Annotated in this window: 12 protein-coding genes; 10 read left to right on the plus strand and 2 right to left on the minus strand. The window is 70.7% G+C overall.

All coding sequences use genetic code 11. The annotated features are described in order from the left end of the window. Nucleotides 1-11: 11 nt before the first annotated feature. Nucleotides 12-722, minus strand: a complete 711-nt coding sequence (locus VHU88_08535; protein ID HEX3611717.1) for a uracil-DNA glycosylase — start codon at nt 720-722, stop codon at nt 12-14. A 92-nt stretch (nt 723-814) separates the two neighbouring features. On the opposite strand from VHU88_08535, the gene lepA reads away from it, so the two are divergent. Further along, complete coding sequence (gene lepA / locus VHU88_08540; protein ID HEX3611718.1) at nt 815-2,665, plus strand: translation elongation factor 4; 1,851 nt, start codon at nt 815-817, stop codon at nt 2,663-2,665. Between the two features lie 11 nt (nt 2,666-2,676). On the opposite strand, the gene VHU88_08545 is transcribed toward lepA, so the two are convergent. Further along, complete coding sequence (locus VHU88_08545) at nt 2,677-3,378, minus strand: hypothetical protein (protein ID HEX3611719.1); 702 nt, start codon at nt 3,376-3,378, stop codon at nt 2,677-2,679. Between the two features lie 200 nt (nt 3,379-3,578). On the opposite strand from VHU88_08545, the gene VHU88_08550 reads away from it, so the two are divergent. The 9 genes from VHU88_08550 to VHU88_08590 all read left to right on the plus strand — a co-directional run bounded on the left by VHU88_08550 (nt 3,579) and on the right by VHU88_08590 (nt 16,312). Then, on the plus strand, nt 3,579-4,172 hold the full coding sequence (locus VHU88_08550) for a TetR/AcrR family transcriptional regulator (protein ID HEX3611720.1): 594 nt from the start codon (nt 3,579-3,581) through the stop codon (nt 4,170-4,172). Next, nucleotides 4,172-6,553 carry a DHA2 family efflux MFS transporter permease subunit gene (locus VHU88_08555; GenBank protein HEX3611721.1) on the plus strand — a complete coding sequence of 794 codons (2,382 nt, stop codon included), beginning with the start codon at nt 4,172-4,174 and terminating at the stop codon, nt 6,551-6,553. Before VHU88_08550 ends, VHU88_08555 begins: the two co-directional genes overlap by 1 nt. Before the next feature lie 23 nt (nt 6,554-6,576). After that, nucleotides 6,577-7,209 carry an MOSC domain-containing protein gene (locus VHU88_08560; protein ID HEX3611722.1) on the plus strand — a complete coding sequence of 211 codons (633 nt, stop codon included), beginning with the start codon at nt 6,577-6,579 and terminating at the stop codon, nt 7,207-7,209. Beyond that, a complete protein-coding gene (gene hemW, locus VHU88_08565; protein HEX3611723.1) occupies nt 7,209-8,357 on the plus strand; it encodes a radical SAM family heme chaperone HemW in 1,149 nt (382 codons plus the stop codon). Before VHU88_08560 ends, hemW begins: the two co-directional genes overlap by 1 nt. A gap of 325 nt (nt 8,358-8,682) precedes the next feature. After that, entirely contained in the window at nt 8,683-9,411 is a 729-nt protein-coding gene (locus tag VHU88_08570; GenBank protein ID HEX3611724.1) for a hypothetical protein, read from the plus strand. Nucleotides 9,412-9,559: 148 nt separating this feature from the next. Beyond that, nucleotides 9,560-13,159, plus strand: a complete 3,600-nt coding sequence (gene mfd, locus VHU88_08575) for a transcription-repair coupling factor (GenBank protein HEX3611725.1) — start codon at nt 9,560-9,562, stop codon at nt 13,157-13,159. A 30-nt stretch (nt 13,160-13,189) separates the two neighbouring features. Beyond that, a complete protein-coding gene (locus VHU88_08580) occupies nt 13,190-13,813 on the plus strand; it encodes a hypothetical protein (GenBank protein HEX3611726.1) in 624 nt (207 codons plus the stop codon). Nucleotides 13,814-13,819: 6 nt separating this feature from the next. Next, nucleotides 13,820-14,482, plus strand: a complete 663-nt coding sequence (locus VHU88_08585) for a MazG family protein (GenBank protein ID HEX3611727.1) — start codon at nt 13,820-13,822, stop codon at nt 14,480-14,482. A gap of 99 nt (nt 14,483-14,581) precedes the next feature. Next, entirely contained in the window at nt 14,582-16,312 is a 1,731-nt protein-coding gene (locus tag VHU88_08590) for a methyltransferase domain-containing protein (GenBank protein HEX3611728.1), read from the plus strand. Nucleotides 16,313-16,343: the final 31 nt, after the last annotated feature.

Raw genomic sequence — 16,343 nt, forward strand, 5'->3', positions numbered from 1 at the left:
GTTCCGCCTCGTCAGGGCAGACGCCAGTCGATCGGGTCGCCGCCGAGTTCGGCCAGCAGTTCGTTGGCGCGGCTGAAGGGCCGGGAGCCGAAGAAGCCGCGATCGGCCGACATCGGGCTGGGGTGGGCCGAGGTGAGCTGCGGGATCTCCTCGCCCAGCATCGGGGACAGGCTCGCCGCGTCGCGTCCCCACAGGATCGCGACCAGCGGTTGGCCGTCGCGCTCGACCAGCGCGCGGATCGCCTGCTCGGTCACCGCCTCCCAACCCTTGCCGCGGTGCGAGCCGGGATTGCCGGGCGCGACGGTCAGCACCCGGTTCAACAGCAGCACGCCTTGGGCGGCCCACGGACTCAGGTCCCCCGACGACGGCACGGGCAGGCCGAGATCAGCGCAATATTCCTGGTAGATGTTCTGCAGCGAACGCGGCAGCGGCCGGGTAGCCGGCGCGACCGAGAACGACAGCCCGACCGCGTGCCCGGGCGTGGGGTACGGGTCCTGCCCGACGATCAACACCCGCACCGCCTCGAACGGGTGCGTGAACGCCCGCAGCACGTTCGTGCCGGCGGGCAGGTAGCCACGTCCGGCGGCCAATTCGGCCCGCAGGAACCCGCCCAACTCGGCGATCGTCGCGGTCACCGGTTCCAGCGCTTTTGCCCAGCCGGGTTCGACCAGTTCGGACAGCGGTTTGCCGCCGGCGCGTCCGGGCGGGCTCGCGGTCGTCACGGTCGGAACGTTAGCGCCGCCGCCGCGTGGGACAATCCTGCGGCGCCGCCCTCGCGGCCCACCCCTGCCCAGAACTGGACGGAATCCCGCTCGTGCCGCCCTCCTCGCCGAAGCCCAACCGCACCGACCCGGCGCTGATCCGTAACTTCTGCATCATCGCCCACATCGACCACGGCAAGTCGACGTTGGCCGACCGCATGCTGCAGCTCACCGGCGTGGTCGATGCCCGCAACATGCGCGCCCAGTACCTGGACCGGATGGACATCGAGCGGGAGCGCGGCATCACCATCAAGAGCCAGGCGGTGCGCCTGCCCTGGGCCGGGCACGACGGCCGGATGCACGTGCTGAACCTGATCGACACCCCGGGCCACGTCGACTTCACCTACGAGGTGTCCCGGTCGCTGGCCGCCTGCGAGGGCGCGGTGCTGCTGGTCGACGCCGCCCAGGGCATCGAGGCCCAGACGCTGGCCAACCTGTACCTGGCGATGGAGAACGACCTGACCGTTATCCCGGTGCTGAACAAGATCGACCTGCCCGCCGCCCAACCGGAGAAGTTCGCCGCCGAGCTCGCGCACATCATCGGTTGCGACGCCGACGACGTGCTGCGGGTCAGCGCGAAGACCGGCGAGGGTGTCGGCGAGCTGCTGCACAAGATCGTCGCGGACATCCCGCCCCCGGTCGGTGAGCCGGACGCCCCGGCCCGGGCGATGATCTTCGACTCGGTCTACGACACCTACCGCGGCGTGGTCACCTACGTCCGCGTCATCGACGGGCACCTGAGCAAGCGCGAGAAGATCCTGATGCTGTCCACCCGGGCGACCCACGAGCTGCTCGAAATCGGGGTCAGCTCGCCGGAGCCCACTTCGACCGACGGCCTGGGCGTCGGCGAGGTCGGCTACCTGATCACCGGCGTGAAGGACGTGCGTCAGTCCAAGGTCGGCGACACCATCACCGACGCGATCAAGCCCACCACCAAGGCGCTGGCCGGGTATCGCGAGCCCAAGCCGATGGTGTTCTCCGGTCTGTACCCGATCGACGGTTCGGACTTCCCGGACCTGCGCGAAGCGTTGGACAAGCTGCAGCTCAACGACGCCTCGCTGGTCTACGAGCCGGAGAGTTCAGCGGCGCTGGGCTTCGGGTTCCGCTGCGGCTTCCTGGGGTTGCTGCACCTGGAGATCGTGCGGGAGCGCCTCGAGCGGGAGGCGGGGCTGGACCTGATCTCCACCGCCCCGAACGTCGTCTATCGGGTGGCGAAGGAGGACGGCAAGGAGTTCATCGTCACCAACCCGAGCGAGTACCCGGACGGCAAGATCGCTGCGGTGTACGAGCCGGTGGTGCGCGCCACCGTTCTCGCCCCGAGTGAGTTCGTCGGCACGATCATGGAACTCTGTCAGAACCGCCGCGGCTCGTTGTTGGGCATGGACTACCTGTCCGCGGACCGGGTGGAGCTGCGCTACAGCCTCCCGCTCGCCGAGATCGTGTTCGACTTCTTCGACGCGTTGAAGTCCCGCACCCGTGGCTACGCCTCGCTGGACTACGAGGTCAACGGTGAGCAGGCGGCCGACCTGGTCAAGGTCGACATCCTGCTGCAGGGCGAGCCGGTCGATGCCTTCTCCGCGATCGTGCACAAGGACAAGGCTCCGGAGTACGCGACCCGGATGACGAAGAAACTGCGCCAACTGATTCCCCGTCAGCAGTTCGAGGTACCGATCCAGGCCTCGATCGGCGCGCGGATCATCGCCCGGGAGAACATCAGCGCGATCCGCAAGGACGTGCTGGCCAAGTGCTACGGCGGTGACATCACCCGCAAGCGGAAGCTGCTGGAGAAGCAGAAGGAGGGCAAGAAGCGGATGAAGATGGTGGGTCGCGTCGAGGTCCCGCAGGAAGCCTTCATCGCCGCGCTGTCCACGGACGAGTCCCCGGAGGGGAAGAAGAGCAAGTAACCCGCTGCGGGTCAGTGGCCGTCGGGCACCAACGTGGCGGTCAGGCTGCTGGCCCCGTTCTGGTCGCCGCCGACCTCGACCGTGGGCGCGCCCGTGCAGAGGGCGCCGCCCGGAGTGCCGTCGCTGCCCTGGAACGCCTGGACGGTGACGACCGTGTTCGGAGCGGTTGCGGTGTAGAACAACTGAATGGGCGCGGTCGCCTGCACGTTGGAGGTGTACGCGGGGGCGATGGCGTTGTCGTCGATGACGACCAGCCGTCGCGAACCGGGAATTGCGGTGGCGCCGCCGACGAGCTGGGCCACGATGTAGCACGCTTGAGGCGCGGTGGCGGTCCCGTAGATGATCGCCCCGCGCACGTTGGCGCTGATCGCGTACTTGCCTGGAACCGGCAGGGTCACCGACAAGCCGGTGACACTGGCTGCTGTCGACGTCGTGACCGGTATGAAAGTACTGGTGCCGGTGCTGGGGAGCACCGCCTGCTCGGTGATCGACGGCGCGCTGCGCCGCGGCCAGCTGATCGGGCGCTCGTGGCGGCGGCAGCCGTCGTGGTCGGCCAGATACAGCGCACCGTCGGGGCCGACGCAGCCGTGGATGTCGTCGTCGGCGGCGGCCGGTGCGGGGCTCGCCGCGGAAACCGCGGCCGCGGCTCCCACCGAACCGCCCAGCAACAACGCGCCGGTGGACAGAATGACCGTGGTGCGCGATCCGAACACGTGGACCCTCGCCTTCGGGAGCCGGCGTTGGGCGCCCGTCGCCCGGGCCGCCGGAGTTGCAAGCAAGTTTGGCCGGCGAGCCGCCCGGGGGCGCGCAGGCGCGCCGCGCGGCCCCCGGGCCGGTTGTCCTTGACGAAATCCGGTAAAAATGACAGTACGGTTCCGTACTCAGATGCACGTAGGGTGGCCACGTGTCCGAAATGCCGGGTTCCGCGACTGCACTCCTGGACGCCGAGGAGTTCACTCTGCGTGAGCAGGAAATCCTGGACGTCTGTGCCGAGTTGCTCACGGAGATCGGCTACGAACGGCTGACCATCGACGCCGTCGCAGCCCGCGCGCGGGCCAGCAAGGCGACGATCTACCGGCGGTGGCCCGGGAAACCGGCGCTGGTCGGGGCTGCGGTGCGACACGTCACCGACACCGCGAGCATCGCCCCGGAATACACCGGCGACCTGCGCGCCGACCTGCTCAGTCTGATCACCAACGCCCGCGACCGTTTCTCCCGGCAGGGCCGGCTGATGGCCGGGATGGTCAACGCGATGCAGACCGACCCGGAGCTCGCCGCGCTGCTGCGGGCGGACATTGCGCGTTGTCGAGCCAGCGTCGACGAACTGATCGACCGCTACGCCCTGGACATCCAGGTCACCGCCCAGAACTCCGAACTGATCCGGCAGTTGGCGCCGGCGACGCTGCTGATGCGGGTGCTGGTCACCGGCGAACCGGTCGACGACGACCTGCTGGTCCGCCTGGTCGACCACGTGATGCTGCCCTTGCTCTCCTCGGGTCGCCCTTGATGACCACGACCGACAACGCATCGGCCCGGAACGGGAGCTCCGTGCACCAGCACCACGCACCGCCCAAGCCCACCCAGGACAACCACAGGCGCCGCTGGCTCGGCCTGTTCGTGATCGCGTTCGCGCAACTGATGATCGTGGTCGACGGGACGATCATCACCGTCGCCCTGCCCGCGATGTCGAACGCGCTGAGTATCGCGCCGGACGACCGCCAGTGGGTCATCACGGTCTACACGTTGTCCTTCGGCGGTCTGCTGCTGATCGGCGGACGGATCGCCGACTACCTGGGCCTGCGCCGGGCGTTCGTGATCGGGCTGGTCGGGTTCGGCCTGGCCTCGGCGCTCGGCGGTGCGGCGCAGACCTTCTCGATGATGCTCTTCGCCCGAGCCTTGCAGGGCGTGTTCGGGGCGCTGCTGGCCCCCGTGGCGCTGGCGTTGGTCGCGAATCTGTTCAGTGAGGCCAGGGAACGGGCCAAGGCGTTCGCGATCTTCGGCGCGGTCGCCGGCGGTGGCTCGGCGATCGGGCTGGTCCTGGGCGGCTTGCTGACCGAGTACGTCAACTGGCGCTGGACGATGTACATCAACACCCCGATCGCCTTCCTCACCGTGGCCGGTGCCTACGCCCTGCTCGACGAGCATCGCGGCGAACACCCGGGCCGGCTGGACGTGATCGGCACCGTGCTGTCCAGCGTCGGGGTGCTCTCCTTGGTGTACGGGTTCTCCGAGGCCGAACGGCACGGTTGGGCCAAGCCCGCCACGTTGGCCTTCCTGGGAATCGGCGTGGCGCTGTCGCTCGCCTTCGTGGTCAGCCAGCGCATCGTGGCCAATCCGGTTCTGCCGTTGCGCGTGTTGGCCGACCGGACCCGCGGGGGCGCCAACCTCGCGGTGCTGCTGTCCGCGGTGGCGATGTTCGGGTCGTTCTTCTTCCTGACGTTCTTCATGCAGGGCGTGCTCGGGTACTCGCCGGTGAAGACCGGGCTGGGCTTCCTCGCGGTGACTGCCGGGATCATGGTGTCCTCGGGCATCGTCAGCGCGGTCGGGCACAAGGTGCCGCCCCGGTACTTCTTCGCCGGTGGCCTGCTCGGCGCGGGCATCGGTTCGTTCTTGCTCACGGGCCTGACGATGCACTCCACGTACACCCGCAACCTGATGCCCGCGCTGATGCTGCTGGGCGTGAGCCTCGGTTGCGTGTTCGTGCCCGCGTTCAACGCCGCGACGATCGGGGTCGCGCCGCGCGACGCGAGCGTCGCCAGCGCGGTGATCAACACCAGCCAACAGGTCGGCACGTCGCTGGGCGTCGCGCTGCTCTCGACGATCGCGGCCAACCGCACGAAGAACTTCCTGTCCACCCACGAGTTCAACCCGCTGAATGTGCTGCAGGCCCAGGTCGTGGGTTTGAACGCGGCCGCGCTCGGCGGCGGGATCCTCCTGGTCGGCGCCGCGCTGGTCACCGGCTGGATGGTCAACATCAAGAAGCTCGACCTGAGCATGGTCGGCGAGGGCGCCGGGATGATGGCCTTGGAGAGCCCCGGGTCGAGCACCGCGATCGGTGTCGAGCAGATCGAGCACCTGGCCGCGCACCCGCGTACGCAACCGCTCGGCGCGAATCACGCCGTGCCTGTTCCGATGGTGGGGGGCGACTCTGCCAAGCTGACTGACGTGCCCACTCCGCCGCGTCGTTCGGTCGACGGTGTCGTCCCCGACACCGCCGCTCCCGGTTGGGCCGCGTCCGGGGCCCCCGGTGCCCGCCCGATCATCGGCCGGCCGGTCGGCCCTCGCCCCACAGCGGCGTCCGCCGAAGCGCCGGGTCCCGCCGAGGTCGGCTCCGTGCCCGGCCCGGCGGCCGGCGCGCTGTCCGGCGATGCTCTGGCCGTGGTCCGGGACGCCTCCGGCGCCCCGGTGGCCGGTGCGGTCTGGACCGTGCTCGACACGGCGGGTCGCCAGCTGGGGCACGGCCGCAGCGGGGCCGACGGATCGTTCGCCTTCGTCGCCGTCGACGAGACCGACGTGGTGCTGGTCGTCCGGCATCCCGGGCACCGGCCGTACGCGTGCGCAGTGCACCTGGCCGGTGACGGCCCCGGCTCGGCCGGCCTGCAGGTCGACGTCACGCTGGTCTCCGGGCTGGCGGTCACCGGTGTCGTCCGCGGTGGTGACGGCGGGGTGATCCCAGGTGCGCGGGTCTGGCTGGAGGACCCGACCGGCGACGTGATCGCGCGGACCGCGGCCGACTCCGGCGGGCGCTACGAGTTCGCCGACGTCCCGTCCGGCTCCTACCGACTCCTAGCCGCCGGCTACTCCGCCACCGGCCAGGACCTGACGGTCGCCGACGGCCGCGACGTCGAGGCGCAGCTGACCGTGGCTCCCGCCGACCTCTCGGCCTGACCGGGCGAGGTGCCCCGCTCGAGGTGATCGCCCGGATCCTGTCGGTCAATGTCGGTCCGGTCCGACCCCGGCCGACCAGCAAGCTGGGCCGGACCGGGATCGACAAACGCGCGGTGGCCGGTCCGGTGCACGCGGGGCCGTTGGGCCTGACCGGCGACGGCATCGCCGACACCGTCAACCACGGTGGTGTGCACCAGGCCGTCTACGCCTTCGCCCGTGAGGACCAGGCGCGGTGGGAGACCGAACTCGGTTACCCGATCCGGCCCGGGGCGTTCGGGGAGAACCTGACCACGAGCGGCCTGGACCTGAACGAGGCCGTGATCGGGGAGCGCTGGCGGGTCGGGACGGCCGAGTTCGAGGTGTCCTGCCCGCGGGTACCGTGCGCGACGTTCCAGGACTTCCTGGGCGAGCCGCAGTGGGTGAACCGGTTCACCGCGCAGGGCCGGGTCGGCACGTACCTGCGGGTGCTGGTGCCCGGTGAGGTGTGCGCCGGCCAGTCGATCGAACCGCTGCACCGCCCGGGCCACGGCATCACGATCGGGCTGGCTTTCGCCGCACGCACGCTGCGCCCGGGGTTGCTGCCGCGGCTGTTGGAGGCCCCGGAGCTGCCCCTCGAGTGGCACGAGCGGGCCCGGGCCTGGATGGCGTCTGCCTGATGGACCGTCAGTTCGGCTTCTACCTGCACATCCCGTTCTGCGCGACGCGATGCGGGTACTGCGACTTCAACACCTACACCGCCGAGGATCTCGGCGGCGGGGCCACGCGAGCCGCCTACCCGGCCCAGGCGGCCACGGAGATCCGGCTGGCCGCCCGGATGCTGACCGGGCCGGCCGGTCGCCCCCCGGTGCGGACCGTATTCGTCGGCGGGGGCACTCCGACCCTGTTGGCCCCGGCCGAACTCGGCGGCCTGCTCGACGCGATCCGGGCCGAGTTCGACCTGGCGCCCGATGTGGAGATCACCACCGAGGCGAACCCGGAATCCGTCGACGCCGCCGCGCTGCAGCAGTTGCGCGCCGTCGGGTTCAACCGGATCTCGTTCGGGATGCAGAGTGCCCGCGAACACGTGCTGCGGGTCCTGGACCGGACGCACTCCCCGGGCCGGGCCGCGCAGTGCGTGGCCTGGGCGCAGGCGGCCGGTTTCGAACACGTCAACCTCGACCTGATCTACGGCACCCCGGGGGAGAGCGACACCGACTGGGCGCAGTCGTTGCACGCGGCCGTGGCGGCGGGGCCGGATCACGTCAGCGCGTACTCGCTGATCGTCGAGGAGGGCACCCGACTGGCCGCCCAGGTGCGGCGCGGTGAACTGCCGGTCCCGGACTCCGACGTGATGGCCGACCGGTACCTGATGGCCGAGGACATCCTCGGCGCGGCCGGGTTCGAGTGGTACGAGGTGTCGAACTGGGCGCGCGGCCCGGGCGCCGAGTGCCGGCACAACCTTCTGTACTGGACCGACGGCGACTGGTGGGGCATCGGCCCGGGCGCGCACTCGCACCGGTCCGGGACGCGTTGGTGGAACGTCAAGCACCCCCGCGAGTACGCCGAACGACTGTCCGCCGGCGCCTCGCCGGAGGCCGACCGCGAAGATCTGACGGAGGATCAGCAGGCCTTGGAACGCGTGATGCTGGGGCTGCGGTTGCGCGCCGGGCTGCCTGTCGCGGCGCTGGAGGACGCCGGTCCCGCGCTGGACCGGGCGGTCGCGGACGGTCTTCTCGAACCGCACGCAATCGCCGCCGGCCGGGCAATTCTTACGCTGCGCGGGCGACTGCTGGCAGATGCCGTCATTCGGGATCTGACCGGCTGAGGGCCTTGCGCGACAAGTCGGAACATGTCCTGCGCCTTGAACAACCCTTGTCCGAACCCCTGCTCCGCCTCGGGTTTCGCGCCCTCCCGCAGTACTTACCTTCGAGCACATGTCCTCGCCACGACACGCCCGCCGCACCCCCGCGCCGGGGCAAGAAGGGTCGGCTGCGCCGTCGCGAGGACGCCACCGTGCGGTGCCCACACCCGGAACGGCAAGTGGCACGCAGAACAGCACCGCGACAGCGAGCCGCCGAGGCCGCCATCGGGCCGGTTCGGCCGCGACCCGCTCGCGGAAACCGGCCATTGCCGGAGCTACGGCGGTCGCCGTGGCAGCGGCCGGCGCGATCGCCCTGGCCGACGTCGAGGGGAACGACTCCCGCAACGCGGCCGGGGCGGCGGCGGAGTCCTCCGCCCTCGAACTCGGTCCAGCCGACCCGACCCCGTCGGGAGTCTCGGCCGCGAACACCGATGCGCCGCAGAACCTCGCGGCCGTTGCCGCCGCCTCGCGGGGGCTGGCCCGGCAGTTGCTGGCGACCCGCGTCGCCGCGGTCCAGCAGCAGGCCGCCGCGGCGGCAGCGACCCGGCTGACCGCGCTGCACCGGGAGTGCAAGTTCAACTCGAACATCCAGCGGCTGCCCACCAACGACCCGTCCCAGTTGAAGAACGCGAAGACGATCATCGACGTCGGGCAGCAGATGGGCCTGCCGGTGCGGGCCGAGGTGATCGCGTTGGCGACCGCCTGGCAGGAGTCGAACCTGATCAACATGAGCGGTGGCGACCGCGACTCGGTGGGGTTGTTCCAGCAGCGGCCGTCGATGGGTTGGGGCTCCTACTCACAGGTGCACACCCCGACCTACGCGGCGAAGCAGTTCTACAGCTCGCTGGCGGCCGTGCCGGACTGGCAGTCGCTGCCGCTGACCGTGGCCGCGCAGACCGTGCAGGCCTCGGCCTTCCCGTGGGCCTACGGCCGGTGGGAGCAGCTGGCCGACAACCTGGTCGCTGAACTGACCGGCGACTCCGCCGCGACAGACCTGAACTGCGCCCCGACGTCGTAGCTCGGCCGACACTCCCACGTCAACTACCTGCTCGGTGTTGTTCGCCAAGTGCCCTGCGGTGCGCTGCCGAAAGGGAACGTAGGCTGGGGACGACCCCACGCGCTCGTCGCGATGGGGCGTTCGTGTTGTCCAACCTGGGGGCCCGCTGATGTCCGTAGTCGGTCTGCTCGACGTGCTGCGTGCCGACCCGGTGCTCGATTCCGCCCTCGGGGCCCTCGACCGGCCCGACGCCGCCGGTCGCGATCTGATCGCCCCGGTCGGGCTGCGGTCGCTGATGGTGGCGGCGATGGCGCGGACCGGGCGCACAGTGCTGGTCGTCACCGCGACCGGCCGCGAGGCCGAGGATCTGCAGGCAGCGCTGGGTTCGCTGCTGCCGACCGAGCGGGTGGCGGTGTTCCCGTCCTGGGAGACGCTGCCGCACGAGCGGCTCTCGCCCCGAGCGGACACGGTCGGCCGGCGCCTGGCGGTGCTGCGGCGGCTGAACCGGCCCGTTGCTGACGATCCGTCAGCAGGTCCGTTGAGCGTGGTGCTCTGCCCGGTGCGCAGCTTGCTGCAGCCGATGGTTCCCGGCTTGGGGGCGTTGGAGCCGGTCCGGGCACGGGTCGGCGACGAGATCGAGCTCGAGGTGATGGTCGAGGCGCTGGCCGGGGCCGCGTACAGCCGGGTCGACCTGGTCGAACGGCGTGGGGAGTTCGCTGTCCGCGGCGGGATCGTCGACGTGTTCCCGCCGACCGAGGAACACCCGCTCCGGGTGGAGTTCTGGGGCGACACGGTCGAGTCGATCCGCCCGTTCCGGGTCGCCGACCAGCGCAGCCTCTCGCCGGAGGAGGCGGAGGAACCCGTCGGGCTCTGGGCGCCGCCGTGCCGGGAACTGTTGCTGGACAAGGACGTTCGGGCCCGGGCCGCCGCGCTGCGCAACGCCCACCCCGAACTCGACGAGATGCTCGGCAAGATCGCCGAGGGAATCGCTGTCGAGGGCATGGAGGCCCTCTCGCCGGTGCTGGTCGACCGCATGGAGCTGCTGGTCGACCAACTGCCGGCCCAGACCTTGATCGTGGCCGTCGACCCGGAGCGGGTCCGGGCCCGTGCGGCTGACCTGGGCCGGACCAGCCAGGAGTTCCTGGAGGCGTCCTGGTCCGGTGCCGCCGTCGGCGGTCAGGCGCCGATCGACCTGGGCTCGGCGGCCCTGCGTGGGCTTGGCGAGGTCCGCACGCATGTCCGCGAGCTCGGGCTGCCGTGGTGGACGATCGCGCCGTTCGCGGCCTCGGCGCAGGAGACCGGCGCCGAGCAGGCCAGCCTGGACTACGTGCTCGACGGTCAGGCGTTGGCTGCGCAGGCCCCGCCTGCCTACCACGGCGACACCGCCAAGGCGTTGGCCGACTTCCGGGACTGGACAGCGCAGGGTTGGGCGGTCGTGCTTGTGGTCGGCGGGCACGGCACCGCCGACCGGGTGCTCGAACTGCTCTCCGGCGCCGACCTGCCCGGACGCGCCGTCGACGAGATCACCGACGCCCCCGAGCCGGGGATCGTCTCGGTCACCTGCGGCCAGCTGTCCAACGGCTTCCTCTTCGAGGCCGGGAAGTTGGCGGTGCTCACCGAGACCGACCTGACCAGCCGGGTCGTCGGCGCCACCAAGGACCTGTCGAAACGCCTGCCCAGCCGACGCAAGAACGCCGTCGATCCGCTGGCACTGCGGCCCGGCGACTACGTCGTCCACGAGCAGCACGGCGTCGGCAAGTACGTCGAGATGACCAGCCGCAAGGTCGGCGACGCCACCCGCGAGTACGTGGTCATCGAGTACGCGGCCTCCAAGCGTGGCCAGCCGGGCGACCGGCTGTTCGTGCCCACCGACCAGCTCGAGCAGGTCACCCGCTACGTCGGCGGCGAGGCCCCTGCCCTGCACCGGCTGGGTGGGGCGGACTGGCAGAAGGCCAAGGGCAGGGCTCGCAAGGCGGTCAAACAGATCGCCGGTGAGCTGATCCGGCTCTACGCGGCGCGCACTTCCGCGCCCGGCCACGCCTTCGGGCCGGACACCCCGTGGCAACGGGAACTGGAGGACGCCTTCGGCTACGTCGAGACCCCGGACCAGATGTCGGCCATCGACGACGTGAAGGCCGACATGGAGAAGCCGTACCCGATGGACCGGGTGATCTGCGGTGACGTCGGCTACGGCAAGACCGAGATCGCGGTGCGGGCGGCGTTCAAGGCCGTGCAGGACGGCAAGCAGGTCGCCGTGCTGGTGCCGACGACGCTGCTGGCCCAGCAGCACTTCTCGACGTTCTCCGAGCGCTACAGCGCCTTCCCGGTCAGCGTGCGCGCGCTGTCGCGGTTCACCTCCCCGAGCGACACCGACGCGGTCCTGTCCGGGCTGTCCGACGGCTCGGTCGACGTGGTGATCGGAACGCATCGGCTCCTGTCGCCGCAGACCAAGTTCCGCGACCTCGGCCTGATCGTGGTCGACGAGGAGCAGCGCTTCGGCGTCGAGCACAAGGAGAAGCTGAAGGCGCTGCGGGTTCACGTCGACGTGCTCACGATGTCGGCCACCCCGATCCCGCGGACGCTGGAGATGTCGATCAGCGGAATCCGGGAGATGTCCACGATCGCCACGCCGCCGGAGGAACGGCACCCGGTGCTCACCTTCGTGGGCGCCTACGCCGACAAGCAGATCCAGGCCGCGATCCGCCGGGAGCTGCTGCGTGACGGCCAGGTGTTCTACGTCCACAACCGGGTCGAGTCGATCGACAAGGCTGCCCGCAGGTTGGCCGAGCTCGTCCCCGAGGCCCGGATCGCGACCGCCCACGGGCAGATGAACGAGCACGTGCTCGAGCAGGTCATCGTCGACTTCTGGGAGCGCCGCTCGGACGTGCTGGTCTGTACGACGATCGTCGAGACCGGCCTGGACATCTCGAATGCCAACACGCTGATCGTCGAACGCGCCGACATGCTCGGGCTCGCCCAGCTGCACCAGTTGCGGGGCCGGGTGGGGAGATCGCGCGAACGTGGTTACGCCTACTTCCTCTACCCGGGTGAGAAACCGCTTACCGAGACCGCCCACGAGCGGCTGGCCACCATCGCGCAGCACACCGAACTCGGCGCTGGCATGTACGTGGCGATGAAGGACCTGGAGATCCGCGGCGCCGGCAACCTGCTCGGCGGCGAGCAGTCCGGCCACATCGAGGGCGTCGGGTTCGACCTGTACGTGCGGATGGTCGGGGAGGCCGTGGCCGAGTACAAGGCCGGTCCCGACGCGCCCCCGCCGCCGGCCGAGGTTCGCGTCGAACTGCCGATCGACGCGCACATCCCGCACGACTGGCTGGCCACCGAGCGGCTGCGGCTGGAGGCCTACCGACGCATCGCGGCGATCGGCACCACGCCCGGTGTGGAACCGGATGCAGACATCGCCGCGGTCCACGCGGAACTGACGGACCGTTACGGTCCGCTGCCCGAGCAGGTGGAGAACCTGCTGGTCGTGGCCCGGTTCCGGGCGCACCTGCGCACCCGTGGGGTGGAGGAGGTCACGCTGGCCGGGCCGAACATCCGCTTCGCGCCGGTGGAGCTGCGGGAGTCCCAGCAACTGCGGCTGCAACGTCTCTACCCGCGCACGATCGTGAAGGTGGCGACCCGTACGATCCTGGTGCCCAGGCCGACGACCGCACGTGTCGCCGGCAGCCCGGTCGTCGGGATCGAGTTGCTGGACTGGGCGCGCGAACTGGTCGACGCGGTGCTCGGGGAACCGGCCGCCGGATGAAGGCCAGTGCTGAAGAAGGAGAGGCCGGTCGTGAGGGTTGGACGTGTCGGGTCGGCCGTACTGGTCGCCGCTCTGGGCTCCTCGGCGCTGTCCGCGTGCTCGCCGTCGCAGCTCGGCGCCGCCGCTGTGGTCGACGACAAGCGGATCACCGTCACGGACATCCAGGGCACGTTGAAGTCGGTGCATGCCCTGCAGCAGAAGTACGGGATCGCGCCGGCCGACAATCCGACTGCGGCCCGCGACGAGGTCCAACGCCGGGTCGTCGACCTGGTCTTCGACAAGGCTGCCAAGAGCCTCGGCGTCGCGGTCAGCCCCGGCGAGGTCTCCACCGCGCTGGCCAACGAGCGCAAGCAGCTCGGCGGCGACGCCGGGCTCGCCCAGGAGTTCGCCCGCAGCAACCTGAGCCTCAACGCTGCCGATGAAGTGTTCCGCCAGCAGCTGCTCGACCAGAAGATGATCGCGAAGATCACCAGCTCGACCCCCGGGCTGTCGCACGACCAGGTGACAGCGAAGCTGCTCGGCAACCTGGTCGACGCGGCCCGCGCGATGCGCATCCGGATCAACCCGCGCTACGGCTCGTTCGACCCGACCGCCGGCCAGATCAACCCGGTCGCGTTCGACTTCCTGCGCCCCTCCCTGCGCCCCTCGAACTGAGCGCCGGTGACCGGGGAGCGGCTGCTGGACCTGGTCGCGGTGATGGACCGGCTGCGCTCGCCGGGGGGTTGCCCGTGGGATGCCGAGCAGACCCACTCCTCGCTGCTGCAGTACCTGATCGAGGAGTGTTACGAGACCGTCGAGGCCGTCGAGACCGCTGATCGGGCCGGGTTGCGAGAGGAACTCGGCGACCTGCTGCTGCAGGTCGTGTTCCACGCCCGAGTGGCCGCCGAGGACCCGGACGACCCGTTCGACATCGACGACGTCGCCACCGGGATCACCACGAAGCTGACGCGGCGTCACCCGCACGTGTTCGGCGACTCCGGCGACGCGACCGTTGCCGACGCCGCGGACGTCGAGGCCCGCTGGGATGCGTTGAAGGCGGCGGAGAAGGGCCGCACTTCGACGATGGACGGCGTCCCGTTGGCTCAGCCCGCGTTGGCCCTGGCCGCGAAGGTGCAGGCTCGGGCCGGTCGCGGCGGGGTCGGCCCGCAGGTGGCGCCGGCGGAACTGCCCGCCGATGTCGACCTCGGCGATGCCCTGTTCGCGCTGGTGGCGCTGGCCCGGCAGCGGGGCGAGGACCCCGAGTCGGCGTTGCGGGCCAGCGCCCGGCGCTACGTCGAGGCCGTCCGGGCGGCCGAGCGGGCGGCGGCTGCGGCGGGGTCGTGACACCCCGCCGAATGTCGGAGGGTCGGCTGTCACCTCAGGTTATGGTGGCGGCAACGCTCGACCGCCACCCCGGGCTGACGTTGCGGAGAACCCGTGCACATGGCTGGTAAACGCCGACCGAAGGCCGCTGTTCTGGTGGCGCGGGGCAGGCGCGTCATGCGTCGCGGTGCCCGCCGGATGGAACGTCGGGCCCGCGCTTTCCTCGCCGCCCGTCCCGGGAGCGCTCCGACGTCGGCCGCGGGCACGGCCTCGGTGCCCGGCGTCGTCGAGGAGTTCACCCGCTGGGACGTCGCCGGGTGGGTGGCGGTGCCGCAGCCGGCGGGACCGGTGCGGATCACGCTGCACCTGCAGGACCGGCAGGTCGCCGCGACCTGGGCGCTCGCGGTCGCCGAACCCACCGGCGACCCGGAGCGGCGGCCGTTCCGGCTCCAGTTGAAGGACATCTGGAACTACGCCCGGGCCGGGGACTGCCTGACCGTCCGGGCCGACGGGTCCCCACTGCCGATCGTCGGGCACGGGATGAGCTGCCGGCCGGAGGGGGACGGCGAGTACACGGTCGCCGACCTGACGCGGAGGATCGACGAAGGTTTCGTCTTCTCCCGCCGCGGGATCCTGCAGTTGTCGAAGAAGTTCGACACGGCCTGGCAACGCCGGATGCTGGACGGCTACGGCCGGTTGCGTGCCTCGGTGCACGACCTCGGCGGGCTGGAACTGTTCGCGATGTACGGCAGCCTGCTCGGCGCGGTGCGGGAGCAGGGCTTCATCGGCCACGACGACGACTTCGACGTCGCGGTGCTCTGCTCCGCGCGGACCGGCGGGGAGGCGTCCGCCGAGTTGAAGCGACTGGCGTTCGCGCTGATCGACGCCGGCTACGACGTCAGCCCGCGGATGAGCGCCGTGCACATCCACGACGTCGAGGCGCGCGTCCGGATCGACATCTTCCACCTCTACTTCGACGCGGACGGCATTCTGCGTTTCCCGTTCGGCGCGGCCGGCGTGACCGACTTCGGTGTCGAGAAGTGGGGCGGGGTCGTGGAGGTCCCGTTCGCGGTGGGCAAGGTCCTGGTGCCGGCGAACCCCGAGGCGCTGGTCGAGACCATCTACGGGCCGAACTGGCAGATCCCCACGCCGGGGTTCCACTGGGACCGCGACCGCCGGGTGCGGGCCACCGAGGGCCTGCTCTCGTTGGAGGACCGCGAGGAGATCTACTGGGCGAACTTCTACGCCCGGACCGAGTACACCAACGGCTCGACGTTCTTCGACGCGGTGAACGCCCGGCCGGACATGCCTGGCCACGTGATCGACATCGGTTGCGGCGACGGCCGCGACTCCTACGCCTTCGGGCTGGCCGGGCGCACTGTAACCGGTCTGGACCGTTCGCACATCGGCGTGCGCCACGCGGCCAAGAAGGCCGCGGACATGGGCACCGAACAGGTCGGCTTCGTGGCCTGCGACGTCGCGGACCCGCGCGCGCTGCGTGAGGTGCTCCGGGTGGCCGCGGAACGTGCGGGGGACTCGGCGCTGATGTTCTACGCGCGGTTCTTCCTGCACTCGATCCCTGTCGAGGTCCAGAACACCTTGATGGTCGAGATCCGCGACGCCGCTCGGCCGGGCGACATGTTCGCGGCGGAGTTCCGCACCACCGCCGACATGGGCCTTCGGAAGGTGCACGAGAAGCATTACCGCCGCTTCCAGGACGGCCCGGCGTTCGGGGTTGCGCTGTCGCAGCAGTACGGGTTCGACGTGGTCCACGAGTTGGAGAGCGCCGGACTTTCGCCGTACCGGGACGAGGATCCGGTGCTCTACCGAGTCGTCGGCACCAAGCGCTGACGGGGACGGGCGAATTTGCCTGGACAGCTTG

The organism is Sporichthyaceae bacterium, assembly GCA_036269075.1.
Lineage (GTDB): Bacteria > Actinomycetota > Actinomycetes > Sporichthyales > Sporichthyaceae > DASQPJ01.

Excerpts from the sequence above, each read along its gene's own strand:
- VHU88_08555 (HEX3611721.1), top strand. The coding sequence starts at position 4,172 with ATGACCACGACCGACAACGCATCGGCCCGGAACGGGAGCTCCGTGCAC.
- hemW (HEX3611723.1), top strand. The coding sequence starts at position 7,209 with ATGGACCGTCAGTTCGGCTTCTACCTGCACATCCCGTTCTGCGCGACG.
- mfd (HEX3611725.1), top strand. The coding sequence starts at position 9,560 with ATGTCCGTAGTCGGTCTGCTCGACGTGCTGCGTGCCGACCCGGTGCTC.
- VHU88_08550 (HEX3611720.1), top strand. The coding sequence starts at position 3,579 with ATGCCGGGTTCCGCGACTGCACTCCTGGACGCCGAGGAGTTCACTCTG.
- VHU88_08590 (HEX3611728.1), top strand. The coding sequence starts at position 14,582 with ATGGCTGGTAAACGCCGACCGAAGGCCGCTGTTCTGGTGGCGCGGGGC.